Annotated in this window: 18 protein-coding genes; 10 read left to right on the plus strand and 8 right to left on the minus strand. The window is 32.3% G+C overall.

Annotated features, from left to right (window positions below):
- The 5 genes from BT156_RS20435 to BT156_RS20455 form a co-directional block, all read left to right on the plus strand.
- Nucleotides 1-960 (plus strand): RHS repeat domain-containing protein (locus BT156_RS20435; protein WP_317047206.1); only part of this gene is annotated, 960 nt, incomplete at its 5' end.
- Nucleotides 960-1,388 carry a hypothetical protein gene (locus BT156_RS20440; protein WP_072412779.1) on the plus strand — a complete coding sequence of 143 codons (429 nt, stop codon included), beginning with the start codon at nt 960-962 and terminating at the stop codon, nt 1,386-1,388. The genes BT156_RS20435 and BT156_RS20440, both read left to right, overlap by 1 nt.
- A 191-nt stretch (nt 1,389-1,579) precedes the next feature.
- Entirely contained in the window at nt 1,580-1,915 is a 336-nt protein-coding gene (locus BT156_RS20445) for a hypothetical protein (protein ID WP_072412780.1), read from the plus strand.
- A 201-nt stretch (nt 1,916-2,116) separates the two neighbouring features.
- Nucleotides 2,117-3,532: a DUF262 domain-containing protein gene (locus BT156_RS20450; RefSeq protein WP_072412781.1), complete on the plus strand. Its 1,416-nt coding sequence runs from the start codon at nt 2,117-2,119 to the stop codon at nt 3,530-3,532.
- On the plus strand, nt 3,525-5,492 hold the full coding sequence (locus BT156_RS20455; protein ID WP_072412782.1) for a GmrSD restriction endonuclease domain-containing protein: 1,968 nt from the start codon (nt 3,525-3,527) through the stop codon (nt 5,490-5,492). Before BT156_RS20450 ends, BT156_RS20455 begins: the two co-directional genes overlap by 8 nt.
- Before the next feature lie 918 nt (nt 5,493-6,410).
- On the opposite strand, the gene BT156_RS20460 is transcribed toward BT156_RS20455, so the two are convergent.
- The 6 genes from BT156_RS20460 to BT156_RS20475 all read right to left on the minus strand — a co-directional run bounded on the left by BT156_RS20460 (nt 6,411) and on the right by BT156_RS20475 (nt 11,500).
- Nucleotides 6,411-6,689, minus strand: coding sequence for a hypothetical protein (locus BT156_RS20460; protein WP_072412783.1), 279 nt, complete (start codon nt 6,687-6,689; stop codon nt 6,411-6,413).
- 24 nt (nt 6,690-6,713) lie between these two features.
- Nucleotides 6,714-7,061 (minus strand): recombinase zinc ribbon domain-containing protein, encoded by a 348-nt coding sequence (locus BT156_RS20465; protein ID WP_072412784.1) that lies wholly within the window; start codon nt 7,059-7,061, stop codon nt 6,714-6,716.
- Nucleotides 7,062-7,562: 501 nt separating this feature from the next.
- Complete coding sequence (locus BT156_RS22230) at nt 7,563-7,724, minus strand: hypothetical protein (protein WP_170857350.1); 162 nt, start codon at nt 7,722-7,724, stop codon at nt 7,563-7,565.
- Nucleotides 7,725-8,063: 339 nt separating this feature from the next.
- Nucleotides 8,064-8,216, minus strand: a complete 153-nt coding sequence (locus tag BT156_RS22235; RefSeq protein WP_170857351.1) for a hypothetical protein — start codon at nt 8,214-8,216, stop codon at nt 8,064-8,066.
- A 331-nt stretch (nt 8,217-8,547) separates the two neighbouring features.
- A complete protein-coding gene (locus BT156_RS20470) occupies nt 8,548-8,748 on the minus strand; it encodes a hypothetical protein (protein ID WP_072412785.1) in 201 nt (66 codons plus the stop codon).
- A gap of 2,335 nt (nt 8,749-11,083) precedes the next feature.
- Nucleotides 11,084-11,500, minus strand: a complete 417-nt coding sequence (locus BT156_RS20475) for a helix-turn-helix domain-containing protein (RefSeq protein ID WP_072412786.1) — start codon at nt 11,498-11,500, stop codon at nt 11,084-11,086.
- A gap of 138 nt (nt 11,501-11,638) precedes the next feature.
- Here BT156_RS20475 and BT156_RS20480 point away from each other — a divergent pair, with 138 nt between their 5' ends.
- The 5 genes from BT156_RS20480 (at nt 11,639) to BT156_RS20500 (ending at nt 15,316) form a co-directional block, all read left to right on the plus strand.
- Nucleotides 11,639-12,133: a hypothetical protein gene (locus BT156_RS20480; protein ID WP_072412787.1), complete on the plus strand. Its 495-nt coding sequence runs from the start codon at nt 11,639-11,641 to the stop codon at nt 12,131-12,133.
- Nucleotides 12,134-12,143: 10 nt separating this feature from the next.
- Nucleotides 12,144-12,638, plus strand: a complete 495-nt coding sequence (locus BT156_RS20485; protein WP_072412788.1) for a hypothetical protein — start codon at nt 12,144-12,146, stop codon at nt 12,636-12,638.
- A gap of 23 nt (nt 12,639-12,661) precedes the next feature.
- Entirely contained in the window at nt 12,662-13,477 is an 816-nt protein-coding gene (locus BT156_RS20490) for a hypothetical protein (RefSeq protein ID WP_072412789.1), read from the plus strand.
- 114 nt (nt 13,478-13,591) lie between these two features.
- Entirely contained in the window at nt 13,592-13,768 is a 177-nt protein-coding gene (locus BT156_RS20495) for a histone H1 (RefSeq protein WP_072412790.1), read from the plus strand.
- A 537-nt stretch (nt 13,769-14,305) separates the two neighbouring features.
- A complete protein-coding gene (locus BT156_RS20500; protein WP_139255540.1) occupies nt 14,306-15,316 on the plus strand; it encodes a protein-glutamine glutaminase family protein in 1,011 nt (336 codons plus the stop codon).
- A gap of 209 nt (nt 15,317-15,525) precedes the next feature.
- Here the strand turns inward: BT156_RS20500 and BT156_RS20505 are convergent, their stop codons facing one another.
- Nucleotides 15,526-15,822 (minus strand): hypothetical protein, encoded by a 297-nt coding sequence (locus tag BT156_RS20505; protein WP_072412792.1) that lies wholly within the window; start codon nt 15,820-15,822, stop codon nt 15,526-15,528.
- Between the two features lie 521 nt (nt 15,823-16,343).
- Nucleotides 16,344-16,700, minus strand: a complete 357-nt coding sequence (locus BT156_RS20510; RefSeq protein ID WP_072412793.1) for a hypothetical protein — start codon at nt 16,698-16,700, stop codon at nt 16,344-16,346.
- Nucleotides 16,701-16,768: the final 68 nt, after the last annotated feature.

Raw genomic sequence — 16,768 nt, forward strand, 5'->3', positions numbered from 1 at the left:
AAAGATCATTTAGGAAATAATAGAGTAAGTTTCGGGAGAAACAGCGCAGGAGCTCTTGAAATTACAGATGCCAATGATTACTATCCTTTCGGGATGAATCATTTGAAATCTGGAAATGCTTATTTTGCACAGGGAAGTTATAAATCATATAAGTACCAAGGACAAGAGCTGCAAGAGACTGGTTTCTATAGCTTTAAGTGGCGGAATTATATGCCAGATGTAGGAAGGTTCTTTAATATCGATCCTTTGGCTGAGAAATTCCCTTATAACAGTACTTATGCTTTTTCTGAAAACGCTGTTATATCATATCGAGAATTAGAAGGACTCGAAAAAGTTTTAGCCATATTTTTCACAGGAGGCTTTCGTGGAGAGGGCAAATCTACAACAGAAGTCAATAAGCATACTCAAACACCTTTGGCTCTTTATAATAAAGTTGCAGAAATGGGAAGAGCAAACGGCGTAGATGTAGCAGGTGGAGTTTATCAAACAACAAATGAAGGACTTGGAAGAAATGCAGCTGCAAATAATGCATCTGAATTTGTACAAAATAACTATCAAGAAGGCGATAAAGTAGTAGCATTCGGTTTTAGCCACGGAGGAAATCAAGTTGTAGAGTTCAATGATAAACTGGCAGATATGGGAATCAAAACAGATGCATCCGTTATTGTAGATAGTTCAGGCGGAGGATTAGGAAATAGCATTGTGAAAACTACTGTCAATAATAGTGAATATGTAATGAATATTTTTCAACCTAATGCAAATGAAGGACAATCTCACGGAGAAAAGATGAAGCCTGGAGAAGGGGTTGGAAGGATGGTTAATTTTAACGCTGATGTTCCTAACAAACCTTTAGAAGTAGAGCATAGCAACATTTTGAATAAGCAACAGCCTTTAATTTTGAATATTTTCAATAAACAGGTAGAAGCTGCTGCAACTGAAAAAAACAAAAAAGGAAACTGATGAAAAAGAAATTATTTAGAATATTAGGCGTTGCTTTGGTAATTCTGTTGTTGTTATTCGCATATAAAGCAGTAAGTGTTTTAGCTTGGACACAAAATGCAAATAAGAATTTTAAGAATCTGACTTTATTAGGACAATTGGTAGATGAAAATAATAAAAATGTAGAAATACAAGGTAAAATATTTTTAACTAAAACTGTAGGCTCTGATGATTCTGACCTTGACCCTATAGGAGAACAACAAGTAGACATTCTTACAGTTAATAATAAGGGAGAAGTAAATACAGCCTTTTTACCACTACAAAGAATAGATATTGATAGTGTTGTTGTGTCAGGTTATCGTTTAAAAGAAGTAAAAAAAGAATCTTACCATATAGCAACCAAAGATTATGATACTATCCAAATGAAATTTGTTTTAACAAAACAATAGAATTATTTGTAAAAACCACTGCAATCCGCAGTGGTTTTTTAATACGATCGAAATACAAATTTGTGTTGTACGGATCATTTTAATGGAATAAAAAGAGTTGCTTTTGCCTAAACTGCTATGTAATATATTAACTCTGATTATTGCTACGATAGAATCTCATTTTTATTAACTTTGTGTAAATCAATCGCATCATGAATAAACCAACAGCAATTGAAAAATTAAAGGCTATGGCAAATGAGCCAAAAGACAGCCTTAAAAAATTCTTGGCAAAAGAGATATTAACTCACGATGAACCACTTGATTTTTTCTCTTTGGTGGAAAAATTCGGAATGGAAACCGTTTATCATTATGAAGATTTGGACGAGGAAGTAATGCGTGAATTTTACAACACGTACTCCGCAGAAATTATTCAGATTCAACAAGAAGACAATATTCAACATCAAACTGATACTGAACGTAGTTGGTATGCGTTAGAACGTACTGCTAAAAAAATCAATAAAGATTTGGATTTAGATCAGGAAAGATAATAACAGGATCAACAATTTTTACTATTTGAGAAAGCCACTGCGGATTGCAGTGGTTTTTAATATGACCGAAATATAAATCTTTATACCTTGTTTTATGGATCATTTAACGGAATAAAAAGGGTCTGAGAATAAGAAGTGTTATTTTTGTAAAAAAAAGAATTTAGCGAAAACCAAACCAACAATAGATGATAACAATACATAATGGCACAAAATGAACCTAAAATAATCAAAGTAAGAGATTTGCTTACAAACGATAGCTTACAAATACCAAGTTATCAACGACCATACAAATGGACGACAAAAAATGTAAACCAACTTATTGATGATATTCTAATACATAAGGACAAATCGGAATATCGTTTGGGAACTCTTGTAGTTCATAATCATTTTAAGGACAAAGACAATAAAGAAATATCAGAAGAAGAATATCAAAAAGACAAACAAAACAATACAATTATTTCGGACATTGTTGATGGACAACAACGAACTATTACATTGACCTTAATTGCTTATGCAATAACTCAAAAACAAGACAAGACGACAGAGGAAGAGAAAGCATTAAAAAGTTTTGACCCTAAACTTCTGAATTTATCTTTTGCAAATGACATTTCAAAAGCTAATATCCAAAACAACTATAAACAGATTGAAAGAAGAATTGCTGATTTTGACGAAAAATTAATATGGTTTTTCTTGGAGAAATGCACTTTGGTACAAGTAGTTTTGAATGATATTTCAGAAGCTTTTCAGTTTTTTGATTCCCAAAATTCAAGGGGTAAAGACCTTGAACCACACGATTTGTTAAAAGCATTTCACTTGCGAGAGATGAATAATTTTTCAACGGAAGAAGAACGCAAAAAGACTGTTGAAAAGTGGGAAAGTTTAGACACAGCAAAACTTTCAAAATTATTTTCGCAGTATTTATTCAGAATTAGAAATTGGAGCAAAGGACATTCAGCACGATATTTTTCAAAAAATGAAGTTGATGTTTTCAAAGGTGTAAGTCCCGATATTGAAGAAAATTATCCTTTTGCTGCAATGCTTCGCATTGCACATTTTTATGTTGAAGAATACAACAGCTCATTTCACAGAAATATAGACAAACGAGAAATGACTTTTCCTTTTCAAATAGATGAAACTATTATAAACGGAAAACGATTTTTTGAAATGATAGAACATTATCAAATAATGATTGATAATGTGAAGTCAAAAGAAATGAGTGAAAGATACCCTATTTTAAAAACAATCAAAACGTATGAAGGTAGTTTTCGCACAGGCGACAAATATATTCGCAACTTGTTTTATTGTGGTTTAATTTATTACATAGACAAATTCGGGGATAAAGATTTATCAAAAGCCATTGATAAAATTTTTGTATGGGCATATACATTGCGTCTGAAGTTACAAGCAGTTGGACTTGATTCGGTTGATAATTTTGCTCTCAATCGAGGAGATCATTCTCAAATACAGCTATTTAAAAAAATTAAGGAAACAATTAAACCTAACGATATACTAAACTTGAGACTTGATACGCTAACTGAAATAAAATTCCCTGCAAGTAAAAACGATAAAGTAAAACAAATTGTTGAACACTTCAAGACCTTAAAATATTATGAATGATAAACAACCGAAATATTACAGCATTAAAGCATTGTTCGGTTCAGACGATTATGTAATTCCAATCTATCAAAGAAATTACGAATGGGGCGAACCTCAAATAACTCAACTCATTCAGGACATCGTAGATTATATTCTTAAAAGCAAAAAATCAGAGGAAGAGCCTAAATATTACATTGGTTCTTTGATTGCTTACGAAAGAAAATTAGAAGGAAACGTAACCTATGAAACTATAGATGGACAACAACGCTTAACAACTTTGACCATATTGTTGAATGTTATTAAAAACGAATATTTAAAGATTGATTGGTATAAAAAACTCAATTTATCTTTTGATAGCCGAAAAGTTGCTTCTAACACACTTTCGTACCTTTTTAAAGGAGAAAGTTTAGACAATAAAGAATGTAATGTTGCTATTCAGCAAGGTTATTATAATGCAAAAAAATCATTGGCTAAAATTTTGGCTGACAACAGTTTGACTATTGAGGATTTTTGCAACTATTTCTTTGAAAAGGTTACAATCTTACGTGTTTTAGTTCCAGAAGACACAGACTTGAATCACTATTTTGAAATAATGAATAGTCGTGGCGAGCAATTAGAAAAACACGAAATTTTAAAAGCAAAAATGCTTGAAATTTTGGAAGATGATAATTTAAAATATGTTTTCAATTTGATTTGGGAAGCAACTTCAAATATGGAAAAATATGTTCAATACGGTTTTTCAGTTGCACAAAGAGATGAGCTATTTGGCAAAAATGATTGGAACAATTTAGTTGGAAAAGATGTTGTTTATCAGAAATTACAAATTCCGACAGCAAATCAAAATACGGAAGAAACTTTGACAATTAGCCAGCTTCTTGTCAAAACAGCAAAACCAATTATTGACAATTCAAGCACTACGGACGAAAGCCCCGATAGATTTAATACAATTATCAATTTTGCAAACTTCCTACTTCACATTTTAAGAATACAAACGAAATCCGATCTTCCATTAGACGACAAACGACTATTAGAATTGTTTGAGCCGTTTTTAAAGAATGATGATAAAAAAGAATTTGTAAAAGAATTTGGTTACAATTTGTTAAAAGGTAAGTTTTATTTTGACAAGTATGTTATAAAGAGAGAGTTTGCGAAAGGTTCTGACCATTGGAGTTTGAAACGATTGAAATGGTATGACGGAAACAAAGTAAGTTATGTAAATACTTTTGACGCAGAAAATGCAGAGACTAATGACGGTGTAAACAGAGAAATTTTGATGTTGCTTTCAATGTTTCACGTTTCAAATCCTACTTTGGTTTACAAACATTGGTTAAATGCTTCGTTGAAGTTCGTTATGGAATATTCGGGAACGAATTTGGCAAACGATTACAAAATATATCTTGAAAATGTTGCAAAAGCATTCTTAAACGACAGATATTTAGCAAAGAACCAAAAAGACTTTTTTGAAATAATCTATACCAATGAAGGGAAACAGAAAAATTATGTAACAGATATTGACATAAACAAACTTAATCAAGGGACAGCCGTAGAAAATTTTATTTTCAACTATCTGGATTATTTGTTGTGGCAAGATTACAGAGCTGATAAAAACTATTTCAAAATTAACAACGAACACCAAGTATTTTCTGATAATCGTGTAAAAGATTTTGAATACACATTTAGAAGTTCGGTTGAGCATTATTATCCTCAACATCCAATTGACGAAAACTTAATTTTGCAAGGACAAGATGCTGAATGGTTAGACAATTTTGGAAATCTATGTCTTATTAGTGGTAGTAAAAATTCTCGTTTGAGTAATTTTATGCCAACAGCAAAGAAAGATTATTATACAGGAAGTTCAACAATCGACAGCATAAAACAACGTATTATGATGGAATATGAGCATTGGGAAACAAACGGGACAAACAATCATAATGAAATAAAAGAACACAGTGAAAAAATGATCGAAATGCTAACAAGATAAAAAGTGCCAGCCATTAATTGTAATAGCCACGATTTGATATGACAATTTGGGGTTCAAAGGGGTTTCCCCTTGCAAGTAGTAAACTACAACGGTTACGGGGTAGTTTGCTAACTTGCAATACCCATACTGCACCATTTTGAGTTCCCCGATTTAGTCACTATTTCCATTAATTATCTACGAACTTTTATAAGATTTTCTGTTTAATTTTTTTCCTACCTCCGACTATTTTTTGATAGAATTATCAAGGCATTTATTTTGGCTTATTTTCCTTTTTAGACTTGTCCCCATTTTGAAAATAAAGAAAAATAATCCTTGCGATTTTCAAAAAAATAAAGTTTTCGGTTACAGGATTAAACATTTCCTTTTTTAAGTTTTGTTAGATTTTACTTCCAAAGAATAGAGACTTTCCGATTTGAACTTTAAAATAGTTGCAGTTTGTTATTTTATATCTCCCATTTTAACCCATATATTTTACTGACTCTGTATACCGCATTTATATATTTGCTTTGTAAGTTGAGTATTGTCATTAATAACTCCCAAAGGCAAGTCAAAAATTTAATCATAAGAAAAACCTACTCAGAAAACCTGAGTAGGTAGCGTCAAAAAATGAAAAACTATCACGAGTGCATGGTATATATCCCATGTATCATAATACTCCTTTCATGTTTTTATTATATATAAATATTGATAAAATGCAAGAGATTTTTTCAAAATGATTTATTCTTTGTATTTCATTAATAAGTAGTTTATTGCATTAATATATTTGCTTTGCATGATGAGTATATTTATGAAGATTTCAATTTCTTCTTCCGAGAAAAATTGGTGTGATAGTGTACCCCCTCATGCCATAAATAGGAACTTATCACCTCACTTTAGTGAGAAAACATAATGCAGACCCGTGGTTTCGTTGGTTCGAAGTCATTGGTTTTTTTTATAATACAGAATTCCGCCAAACCGAACCATAAACAGTAACTGCCTTATCTCGTAATTGCTTTTTTTCCACATTCCCACAGGATCGGTAAATAGATATTCCGTTTGGGATAATATGGATTCCAAATTTTGTTTGTCATTTTTTTCATGGTTCATCTTTTTCTCTATATCCTCTTTCAAGGTTTCAAGAGTAGCCCATTCTATTTCGAGTTTCTTAATGAGATTCTCATTAGAAACGGATAGAATCTTATGTTCAATTTTATCCATTTTGGCTTTGATAGATAAGAGTTGTCACTGCATCTGCGGAATGTTGTTGGCTTCTCTTTTTTCCTTTTCAGCCCGTTCTTTTAAGATATATGATTTGAATGTATCAAATACTTCTTTGGGCAGTTTCATTTTTTCAATAAACTGCTCGAATTCACTTTCCATTACTTCTTTACGGATGTTGATCCTGCCCTCACAATATCCATTTCCACAGGTATAGTAGTAATACACTCCACCGTTTCCTCTACTGGCATAACATCCGACTTTCCTTCTGCAACCTTCACAGGTAATCATACCTTTGAGCGGATGAAGTTCTAAATTTTTATCTAAATTGGGAGAATTGGCTCTTGTTTTTTTACGGGTTTCCTTTTCCATAATCTTTTCTACAGTATCCAATGAAATCAATGCCTGCTGATTTCATAGAATAGGTGTATCAATACCTCGTTCAGGATAATAAATAAATCCGGCATAAAAATATAATTTGTAGTCCCTGAATATCTTTTCTATATAGGATATATAGAAATTACCTCTACTGTGGTTGGTCTGAAGTCACTTTTCCACCCGAAATTTATACAGTTGCGATTTGCTGAATAACGGATTGTGGGCATAGAGTTCCAGTCCTTCTTTTATGATGGGTCACTTTACGGTATCTATATCATCATCATATTTTCAATCCCCCGACCTGTTTCTGATATATCCTAATGGCGGGTAGGTAAAAGGTCGCCTTCCTTTTTTCAAACTATTAAGTCTACCGTTCATGGTTCTTCTCAATATTTTTCTACGCTCCAGTCAGGCAATGGCATACTGAATCGTCTGAAGGAATTTTCCTTCATCGGTTTCGGTATCTCTTTTGTTGTTCACCGTGATAATTTTCACTCAAAGACTTTCAATACTCTGTTCCAATGTAAAGGCTTCCGCAATATCATCCGGTCTTGCAATACGATCGGCATCCGTCACTACAAAATAATGGATTTTGGTGAATTTTTTGTTTTCTTTTTCCAAAAACCTGATGGTTTCGTTCATGGCTTTACGATCCATGAGTTTACCACTTACTCATTCTTCTCTGAAAACCTTTACGACCTCAATTTCGAGTCACGGCTGTTTTTCGCATCGTTCCCTACAGGCTGTTTCCTGTGATTCTAACCCGTTTCAGTGAGTAACCTGTCCTTCGCTGGATACTCTTACATAAATAACAGCATTGAGTCTGTTGGTTCAAAATCTTTCCTGGTCAGTCTTTGGCTTTACAAAATAGCCTAAGTGATTGGTTCTTTTTGCTTTTTTTGTTTTGGTCATCTGCTGAAAGTCTAATAAAATAAAGTGGTTCGGAAGAATTGTACCTATTTTTTATTGCAGAATCAACAGTAAAAAGAGAGGAATTTATTCACTCTCTTTCTCAAAATCTCTGATGACTAATTTAGCCATCAATTTAAAAGAATAAATCATCAGCTTTACTGTTTCATCAGGAATGATGTTATCAAACTTTTCTCCAAGGATTTGTCTTACTTCTTGAATTTCTTCATTCATATCCATTTTATTTTTGTTTTAGAGGATAAATGTTGTTTGATTACATCGAATAATTAGACCAGTATTTCTGTTTCCGTCTTTACCTATCGCCTTTCTAATAAAGGAAGACTTAATATAGAGTCTAAAATAAATTCGTCTTTTCTTCGTCAAACAGTACCCAATTTTCAAATACGCTGTTCTTTAATTCTTCTCAAACCCCAAATAGGAAATGCTTTTTAGCGTTGATAAAACGCTCATCGGAGCAAATTCTCTGCATCACATTGAGTTTACTGCTTTCGGTTTCAAAAACACATAATATTCTGGAACCATGGTTCAGATCAAACATGGTACTGGGTTGTCATTCAGCCAATGTCATTAAGTGTTGGAAAAGGGATTTATGAATACGGTTGGTATCTTCTTTTCTGTACACTTCTATAGCATAGAGCTCTTTTCTTATGGGAGTCTGGAGCATACACAATGCATCAGCAACCAGATACTGCTGGTTAGACATTGGTATTGCCGATGCTGCCCTAAACCCATTTTTCTTCCCTGTTGCCAATTTATCGAAGTAGGTTTTAAAGAAAAGGAGCTCTATGCCCTGTTTTTTGGTTCGTTCGTATAAAAAAATTTGGAAATCGACAGTAGAAACCCTATGGAAATAATCTTGGTGAAAATCGATAGCATTTCTTTTAGGAAATCTCGCGGGAATTTCTAATCCAAAATGTTCCTCAATAAGTTCAGCCCCATGTGAGGTAAGATGATGAATGCTTTGAAGTTTTCAGAAGACACTTATTCCAAAGGTAATAGAATGTACTAAAGGATTTCTTCAAGACCTGAGTTCGGCAATCTGCTTATTAAGATTACTTCTATCGGACATAATACCCAATCTCAGGAGTTGCCCTGTGGTTAAAAATTTATAACGTCCTAAAGCGAGTAACACATTTTCTTGCGAAGGAGGGATGACTCTGAAAAAAAATTGTTTCTTATTCATGAAAATCCTATAAGAAAATAAAAGTGAGTAAAATCAACTTGGATTTGTATAGGCGGGTTAATGAAGTAAAACGAAGCGGATACATATCTTTATTCTCTCCGAATGCAAGTCCTTCTGCCGGAAAGTGTCTACAATCTTCAATAAAGTCAACAATTCCTTTTTAATTATCTCTTTGATTATATTTTTAACCGCCTTTTTAAGTGCAACTGAAGAACATTCGATAATGCCCAACCCACCAAAGGAAACTCGATGGTTCTTGATGCAACTATATCATCATTTTTTCCTTTTTTTATTCTTATTTCTACTCACTACGGAATAAATGAATATAAAATAAGATTTTCTTGTTACTGAGAGAAAAAGTCCATACAATATCTACCATCAGCAAAGCCTACTAAAACATTAAAAATAGAATCTAAGCAATAACAAAGAAGACAAACATTGACAAATACTCACCACCGTCCATCTGCTGTGTACTCTTTTAAAAATAAAGAACCAATGGTTCTTTCAAGATTTACTAATGGTTTATTATAGACGAGCCCTTATGAAGGTTGGAAACTGTTTGACGGGGAGAAAGCGGAGCCGTTTTAGACCGAAGTTAATATTTTATTCACATTGTATTAAAATAAAATTAATATTGCGAAAATAAATAGATAGAAAAAAGTTTGTAGATTGCCAATTCATAAACACAAATATCTTCTTGCTTATGAAAAAAAATTACAATCTCTGACGTTTTCAACGTACCATATAATATTGCTGTTGGTTGCTTCTACAAAACACCAATAACTCTAAAAAATTCTCAACCTTTTTCTAAACTACATTACATTGACAGCAATACATGTGTTTAGTCGTGAATGAGATTATTATGTCGAATTTAAACCTTAACAATATGAAACTATAATATTACAAGTCTATGAATTTCAATGTGAATAATAGTAGCATGAAACTGCGATACAGGGAGTTAGCAGGATAGAAACAACACTCCCAGTCAAATTACAGGACTGCCAAATCTGTAATTATTAATAAAAAATAGAAATCATGTAAGTAAATAATCAAGCGTGTTTTACGCAATTCGATCAAATTACACTTCTAAATTTTCAGATTTCAATTTTGAAAACGAAGTTAAAATTTACAATCAGTAGTACGTTTCATGTTTCGAATATGTACTATAAAAAATGAGATAAATAATTCTCTTAAAAAGTTTTTCAAAAAAAATACTTGAAAAACAATGTATAACAAACAAATAATAAAATTATGTCAATCAGAATAAAAAAAGTGTTGAACGCAACACATAGAATACGAGCAGAAAGTTTAACCAATGGGTTCCAAAAAAAGGAAAAAGAAAAAAGCCCTCCGAAAACGGAAGACTTTTGTAACTACAGTCGGAATAATATGTATGTCTGTAGTTATGGTGTGTCTCACATGGGTAGTCCATGTCGAAGCACCCGAGAGTAGAGCGTTACTGTTAGCAGCAATTTTGTCTGTGATGTCAGGTTTGTCAGCCTGGTTTCTTGCTGTAACAAAATAAGTCTTGCAACTTATTGACAATCGCCTGCGAGATCTAACCATCTCGTGGGCTTTTTTATAGTAAGATTCCCAATATTTTTTGCAAGGGAATAATTGATATCTATTTTAAGGCTTTTTTGCATTGAACAACAATTTTATAGGAATTATATTGTGTAAAAGAGTGATAAGAACCCATCTTACCACACAATACAAGTACCGCTGATGCGATACATAAAAGAAATATTGTAATTTTTCATAGTCTTATAGAATTGAAGTAAAAATCATTTTTACAAATTCACAACCCGAAGCTAAATAAGTTTTTTGATTTAACCAAATATTTTAGTCTATAATATGTGGAGAGTATAATGATTTAATATTATCTTAACAAAAAAGAGAGCCATTAAAGCTCTCCGTATTTTGATTCAAATTTTTGTATTATTTTTTCCAATCTTTGAACATCTATTTCAGATTTTGAAAGTAATTTTTCCAACAAAGTAATTTTGTCCTCATAGAGCTTCTTGATAAGTTCCGTCTCTTCAGTTGTCATTCCTATAACAATACTTTCATTATAGCTGTTACTGTTATCTCCCTCCACATTACCGACATTATTAAAATATTTCTGACTGTCAAATGCCATAATATCTTCAGGTTTGACTTCCAAAGCCTCAGCAATCTGCTGTAATTTCTCATCAGAGATGTTAGATTCTTTCTCCAGTTTGCTGTAAGCAGACTGTGAGATTTGCAAGCGATCAGCAATGTGATCTTGAGTTAGATTTTTAAGTTCTCTTATACTTCGAATCTTGTGACCTGTAATCATATCTGGAATAAATTATTACTGATTTGGAATAAATTATCTCACAAAGATATTAAAAAATTGACACGATGTCGGCATTTTTGTCTGTAAATAATTTACAGTGGTTTCTATCATTTTACTAAAAACACAAAAATAAAAAATATGAAATTCAGACAAAGATTGGCATCGTCATTACTATTGTTACTTATATCCGTCATAGCCTACGGACAGTATACTTATGATGAAGCGTGCGATATCTTGCGTAAAAACGGTTATACAGTTTCAGATGGAAAGTATAATCGTCTACAGCAAGGATATAGTTTTGATTACGCAAGAAAATTTCAAGCGGGCAACCACTATGCTGTTATTGCTTACACAGGATCGGAATATGTTAAGGATATTGGATTACTGTTGTGGTTGGATGATGGGGAATTATTATTTCAACAGCCTTACTTAGCTTCAAATTTTGAATCTGCAAATTTTGCTGTTAAATGGGATAGAGAAGTCAAAATTGAAATTAGAAACGAGTCGGCAATGTATCCAGATTACAAATTCTATTGCGGATTTGTGATAGGATACAAGAATATGGATGATTCTTCACGCTCCGGCGGAGACGGAAGTCGTTCTATTGAAATAAGAAACACGAGAAAAAATTAATCTATACATCATGAAAAAAACACTTTTAGCTTTTCTATTTTTGGGAGCATTCACATTTGCTAATGCTCAGACAGAATTAAATTATTTTAGTCGTGAAGGGTTTTCATACTTTTCTCCATGTATTAAAAATGATTTTGAGGATTGGGGTTATAATAATGACTTAGGAATATTCTCAGCAAATCTTCAAGGAAATAGTGACGACTCTGATAACGATATGCGTGATATAGAAGTTTGGGTATGTTCTTCAAAAAATAAACAGTCTCAATATATTGTCAAACAAAAATTTCAAATCCATAAAAATAATTATTATGGTACTGAGATCAGTTATTATGATCATAAAAACGGTTTTAGAGTTTTATATGATAAAGATAAATATGATGATCGCTCTTATAATTTTGTTATTTATAAAGAGGGATCGGAACATACCCATCTCGTTTTTGGGAGTATTAAAGCTCAATCCTTTAATAATTTTATCAAAATCCTTAGCCAATTTGAATTTTTGTAAATAGATATTTCCAAAATAATTCTATGAAATCATTTTTCACCGTCATTTCCCTAATATTCTTTGCATTTTCTAACGCCCAACTTAATCAACCTCAAATTTGGAAACACTTTGTTTTGCAGGGAAAAGTGAAATTCGTTGAGGAAAACTATGTTGCCAAAAAGAAAAAAGATAAAGAAACCTACACCTTGGAATTCAGTCCGGAAGGAAAAATTTTAAAGAAAGAAGAAATTAGTACAGACAGAAAAACAAGCACTATTCTTTCGTATGATTCACAGAACAGACAGGAAAAAGCTTGGTTTCGGAATTTTGACAATAATAAACTCGTTCTCGAAAGTATCATGACATTCAGATACAGAAATGATTCCGTTTTTGTAAATACGGACATTACCGACAATGGCAAGAAATCCAACAAATCTTTTACAGCAATTTTAAAGGATGGACTTCTCGTAAAATATTTTGGAGAAAAGAAAGGGGAAAGCAGGGTAACCGAGTTTGTGTATGATGATCATAACAATGTGCTTTCGCAGACCAATTATAAAAACGGAGAAAAAAGCAGTATTTATGAATTTACATATAATTACGATGAAAACGGAAGTGTACTTACACAAACAGATGTTAACGAAAACTCCATCACCGAATTTTTTCCGAATGGACTCATAAAATCACAGAATGAATTTACGTACGAATATACTTATGATTCATTCGGTAATTGGATACGGAAAATTGTATTTAAAAACGGGAAAAAATATTCGGAAAGTATAAGGAGAATTACTTATTTTGATGAAATTAAACCCAATGTTTCAAACTTTTCAGCCTTCCATAATGGGAAATTACAATAAGTTTCGTTGACGAAAATTCACTTTGAGAACTCAAAATTGTGTTGCAATTAATACCAGAATTCACATTATCTTTTATATTTGCAATTCAATTTTAACTTATTATTCAATAACACAATGAAAGAACTTATCGAAAAGATCAATGCAGAATTTGAAGCTTTCTCTAATGAAGCTCAGCTACAATCAGAAAAAGGGAACAAAGCAGCCGGAACAAGAGCAAGAAAATCTGCTTTGGAACTTAGCAAGCTATTCAAAGAATTCAGAAAAGTTTCCATTGAGGAAAGTAAAAAATAAAAATGTAACTCATTTTTTTCTCATGATCTAAATCCTTGTTATTAATAGCAGGGATTTTTTTTGATTTGATACATCAAGAAAGCTTTCAAACATCTTTCAAATGGGCAATATCTTTATTAAAAACAGATTAATAGGCGGTGTGTAGAATCAATTATTGGCTTATATGAATTCATCTTCTGCTTACCCATAAAAATCGTATGAAAAAATGTGGTTTTCCCACATTGATAAAATTTAAGTAATACCTAATATTGAATATTTCAAATAGAAAAATCAATATTATTATGGTTTCCAACTTTTTTCTCTTTCATTCCCACATTATTAGGAGTTTTCATTCCATAATGGGTTGCCTTTCACTTGGCTTTCAGTATAAAGTCTCGTGTCAAAACAATCTCTTTTATTATATAACCAAATAATGTATTCTCAATTTTGAAAGAAAAAACAAATGATCAGCAAGTGCTATTAAATAGTACAAGCAATGGGAACGTCCTCCCAGATCGCACGAATAACGGACAATTTATTAACCAAAAAACAAAATTTATGAAAAAAACAACTTTTCTCACTTTATTAGTGATTATGACCTTTGGATTCTTATTGACAGGATGTCAACAGCACGATGATACGGTATCTAAAAATGATGAACCTACCTATGAACAAATTCTTAAATTAGGTGTGGAAAAACATCTTGTTGATAATATAGGTGTACCATATTTGATTCGTGATCAAATAAAAAAGGGAGATCAACTACCAATTACTATTGGATCCTCTCCTGTTACATATTATCTACCAAAAGACCACCCTGAATATGATAGATTATATGATTTATTTATGTCTGAAGATATAGTCTTTTATGACATAACTTATCTTGATAAATCTATAGCTGATTTAGGATATCCTATTCTTGATGTGAAAATTATAGATGATAGTTTACAAAAACAGCTCAAGGACAGGTTCTTAGAGTCGACAAAATCTTTAGATGAAATTAAGTCAGAAACTCAACAAGCAAAAGCAGCACCAACCATTATATCTCTGTCACAAGCAACATCTTTCTTTAATGCTATGAAAAACAGAAGTTGTGGTTTAGCTCCTAATTCTCCATCGGATTGTATCCCGTTTCAATATGCTAAGGATGGATGTTATGTCAGAGCTCATTATATGAGATTAAAGTTTCAACAAATGTTTGGCGGTGACTGTGAAAAAATATTTGCAGTTCAGTCAACATCTGCTTGGCTTAAAGCAACTACCACAATACCATGTTGTCAAAATTGGTCTTGGCATATGGCACCTCTGGTTAAAGTAACTACCAGTAGTGGGTTGAAAAATTATGTTATAGATCCTGGATTATTTAATGCACCTGTGACTGAAGCCACTTGGATAGCTAAATTGAGAGGATGTACATCATCAACTATACCAATGCCATTATCACAGATCAAACCAGGTAATACATATAAGTATAATCCAAGTACAAATTTTTTTGAGACAAGCACAGCTGGATATTCTACTGATCGTTTATGGTTAGCAAATCAACCAGCAGGGTGTATTGCTAATTGATCCTTAGCATAATTTAAAATAAAAGAGAATAATTGACACACAGAGATAATCGTTATGCGGTTATCTCTTTTTTTATAAGAATATTCTAAAAAAGCAGATTATGCTTTCACATAATCTGCAAGGCTGTTTAAAATATCTCCAGCCAATCTTGAATAATACAGATATTGACCCATTTGAAATAAACCTGTCATTCCTCTTGATTCATCGAATCAAAAATCATTAATGGCATCTTCAATCCACCATTGAAACTTTGGTGCTTTTTCCCATAAATCAGAATTATAAATATCTACTTGTGAGTCAGCCCATTCACTTGCAAGGTCGCAATAATAATGTTCATTTTTTTGGTCGTTTCGGTAATCACAACCATCCACGATAGTGATGTCATAGGACTGAAGTAAATCTTTGGCATATTCCAACAATTGGGACTCTGAATATACATCATAAAAGTCGCTGTCAAACGCTAACTGTTTGAGGAAGTTTCCAATTGATTTTTCGTAGTAAGTCATGTGTATTACAAGTAAGAGATAAAAATAATACACGGTTAAAAGATGAATGGCAAATAAGTGGAAAATCAATACAAAATTCTTTTTCCCTGCCTGTTTGTATTGAATTTATACGAGCCATTCATAGACAAAGTGTACAATTATTTGGTTTCTTACAACACACCCTGACTTATAAAATCCTGAAAATTTCCGTTAGTGCTTCAGCGACCTGCGATGTTATTTCACAATTAGGAATGCTGAAAATCAGTCCGTGATAAAAAATGGTTGTGACGAAAAACCAAAAAAGCGGATAAACCTGCAAGTGTAGGCTGACTTGGGATATTTATCTGATTTGGGGAAAATTAAAATTGGAAGATGCCGAGAATGATGTGTTTGGAATATAGATTCGGGGACGAGATCAGTATTATTCAGGGCTTGATTTATTTTAGTTTATGTGAAAAATGTGATGGTTTAAAAAAATAATGCGATTTTTTTTGTATAAAAAATTGACATAGAATTCCATGCCAATTTAGTTTTAGTTGTTTTTACAAAGGTGATTCCTCCGAAGTAATTATTCCAAATCCCTCCGAATACATTTTTAGTATGAGCAAATTTTTGAATAATTCGGATGAGACAACAATGTATACATCATTACCTCTGCAAGAAATCCAATTTCCATGACATTCATTTGGTTCGATATCGGAAATAGTGATATATGCAAAACCATCGTCTTTTCCATCGTCTGCATTGGCTAAGGGTACAATTACTTTTAATCCTTTTACATCATTGGGTGTAAGAATTTCAATGCTATTGTTCTCTTTTTCAAGCATAGGAACTGCTCCTGAATCAATAATAGACTGAATCGCTTCAGTAATTTTGATACTTTTAACTTCAAATTTCATTATAATTTTATTTTTGTTTTCCGACAAATTGGCTGTCGGTGTAGCCACGTTATTTTTTCACTCATATA

Source organism: Chryseobacterium limigenitum (genome assembly GCF_900114875.1).
Taxonomy (GTDB): Bacteria; Bacteroidota; Bacteroidia; order Flavobacteriales; family Weeksellaceae; genus Chryseobacterium; species Chryseobacterium limigenitum.

Coding starts and splice junctions, on each gene's coding strand:
- BT156_RS20440 (WP_072412779.1), top strand. CDS start 960: ATGAAAAAGAAATTATTTAGAATATTAGGCGTTGCTTTGGTAATTCTG.
- BT156_RS20445 (WP_072412780.1), top strand. CDS start 1,580: ATGAATAAACCAACAGCAATTGAAAAATTAAAGGCTATGGCAAATGAG.
- BT156_RS20450 (WP_072412781.1), top strand. CDS start 2,117: ATGGCACAAAATGAACCTAAAATAATCAAAGTAAGAGATTTGCTTACA.
- BT156_RS20455 (WP_072412782.1), top strand. CDS start 3,525: ATGAATGATAAACAACCGAAATATTACAGCATTAAAGCATTGTTCGGT.
- BT156_RS20460 (WP_072412783.1), bottom strand. CDS start 6,689: ATGGATAAAATTGAACATAAGATTCTATCCGTTTCTAATGAGAATCTC.
- BT156_RS20465 (WP_072412784.1), bottom strand. CDS start 7,061: ATGGAAAAGGAAACCCGTAAAAAAACAAGAGCCAATTCTCCCAATTTA.
- BT156_RS22230 (WP_170857350.1), bottom strand. CDS start 7,724: ATGGATCGTAAAGCCATGAACGAAACCATCAGGTTTTTGGAAAAAGAA.
- BT156_RS22235 (WP_170857351.1), bottom strand. CDS start 8,216: ATGGATATGAATGAAGAAATTCAAGAAGTAAGACAAATCCTTGGAGAA.
- BT156_RS20475 (WP_072412786.1), bottom strand. CDS start 11,500: ATGATTACAGGTCACAAGATTCGAAGTATAAGAGAACTTAAAAATCTA.
- BT156_RS20480 (WP_072412787.1), top strand. CDS start 11,639: ATGAAATTCAGACAAAGATTGGCATCGTCATTACTATTGTTACTTATA.
- BT156_RS20485 (WP_072412788.1), top strand. CDS start 12,144: ATGAAAAAAACACTTTTAGCTTTTCTATTTTTGGGAGCATTCACATTT.
- BT156_RS20490 (WP_072412789.1), top strand. CDS start 12,662: ATGAAATCATTTTTCACCGTCATTTCCCTAATATTCTTTGCATTTTCT.
- BT156_RS20495 (WP_072412790.1), top strand. CDS start 13,592: ATGAAAGAACTTATCGAAAAGATCAATGCAGAATTTGAAGCTTTCTCT.
- BT156_RS20500 (WP_139255540.1), top strand. CDS start 14,306: ATGAAAAAAACAACTTTTCTCACTTTATTAGTGATTATGACCTTTGGA.
- BT156_RS20505 (WP_072412792.1), bottom strand. CDS start 15,822: ATGACTTACTACGAAAAATCAATTGGAAACTTCCTCAAACAGTTAGCG.
- BT156_RS20510 (WP_072412793.1), bottom strand. CDS start 16,700: ATGAAATTTGAAGTTAAAAGTATCAAAATTACTGAAGCGATTCAGTCT.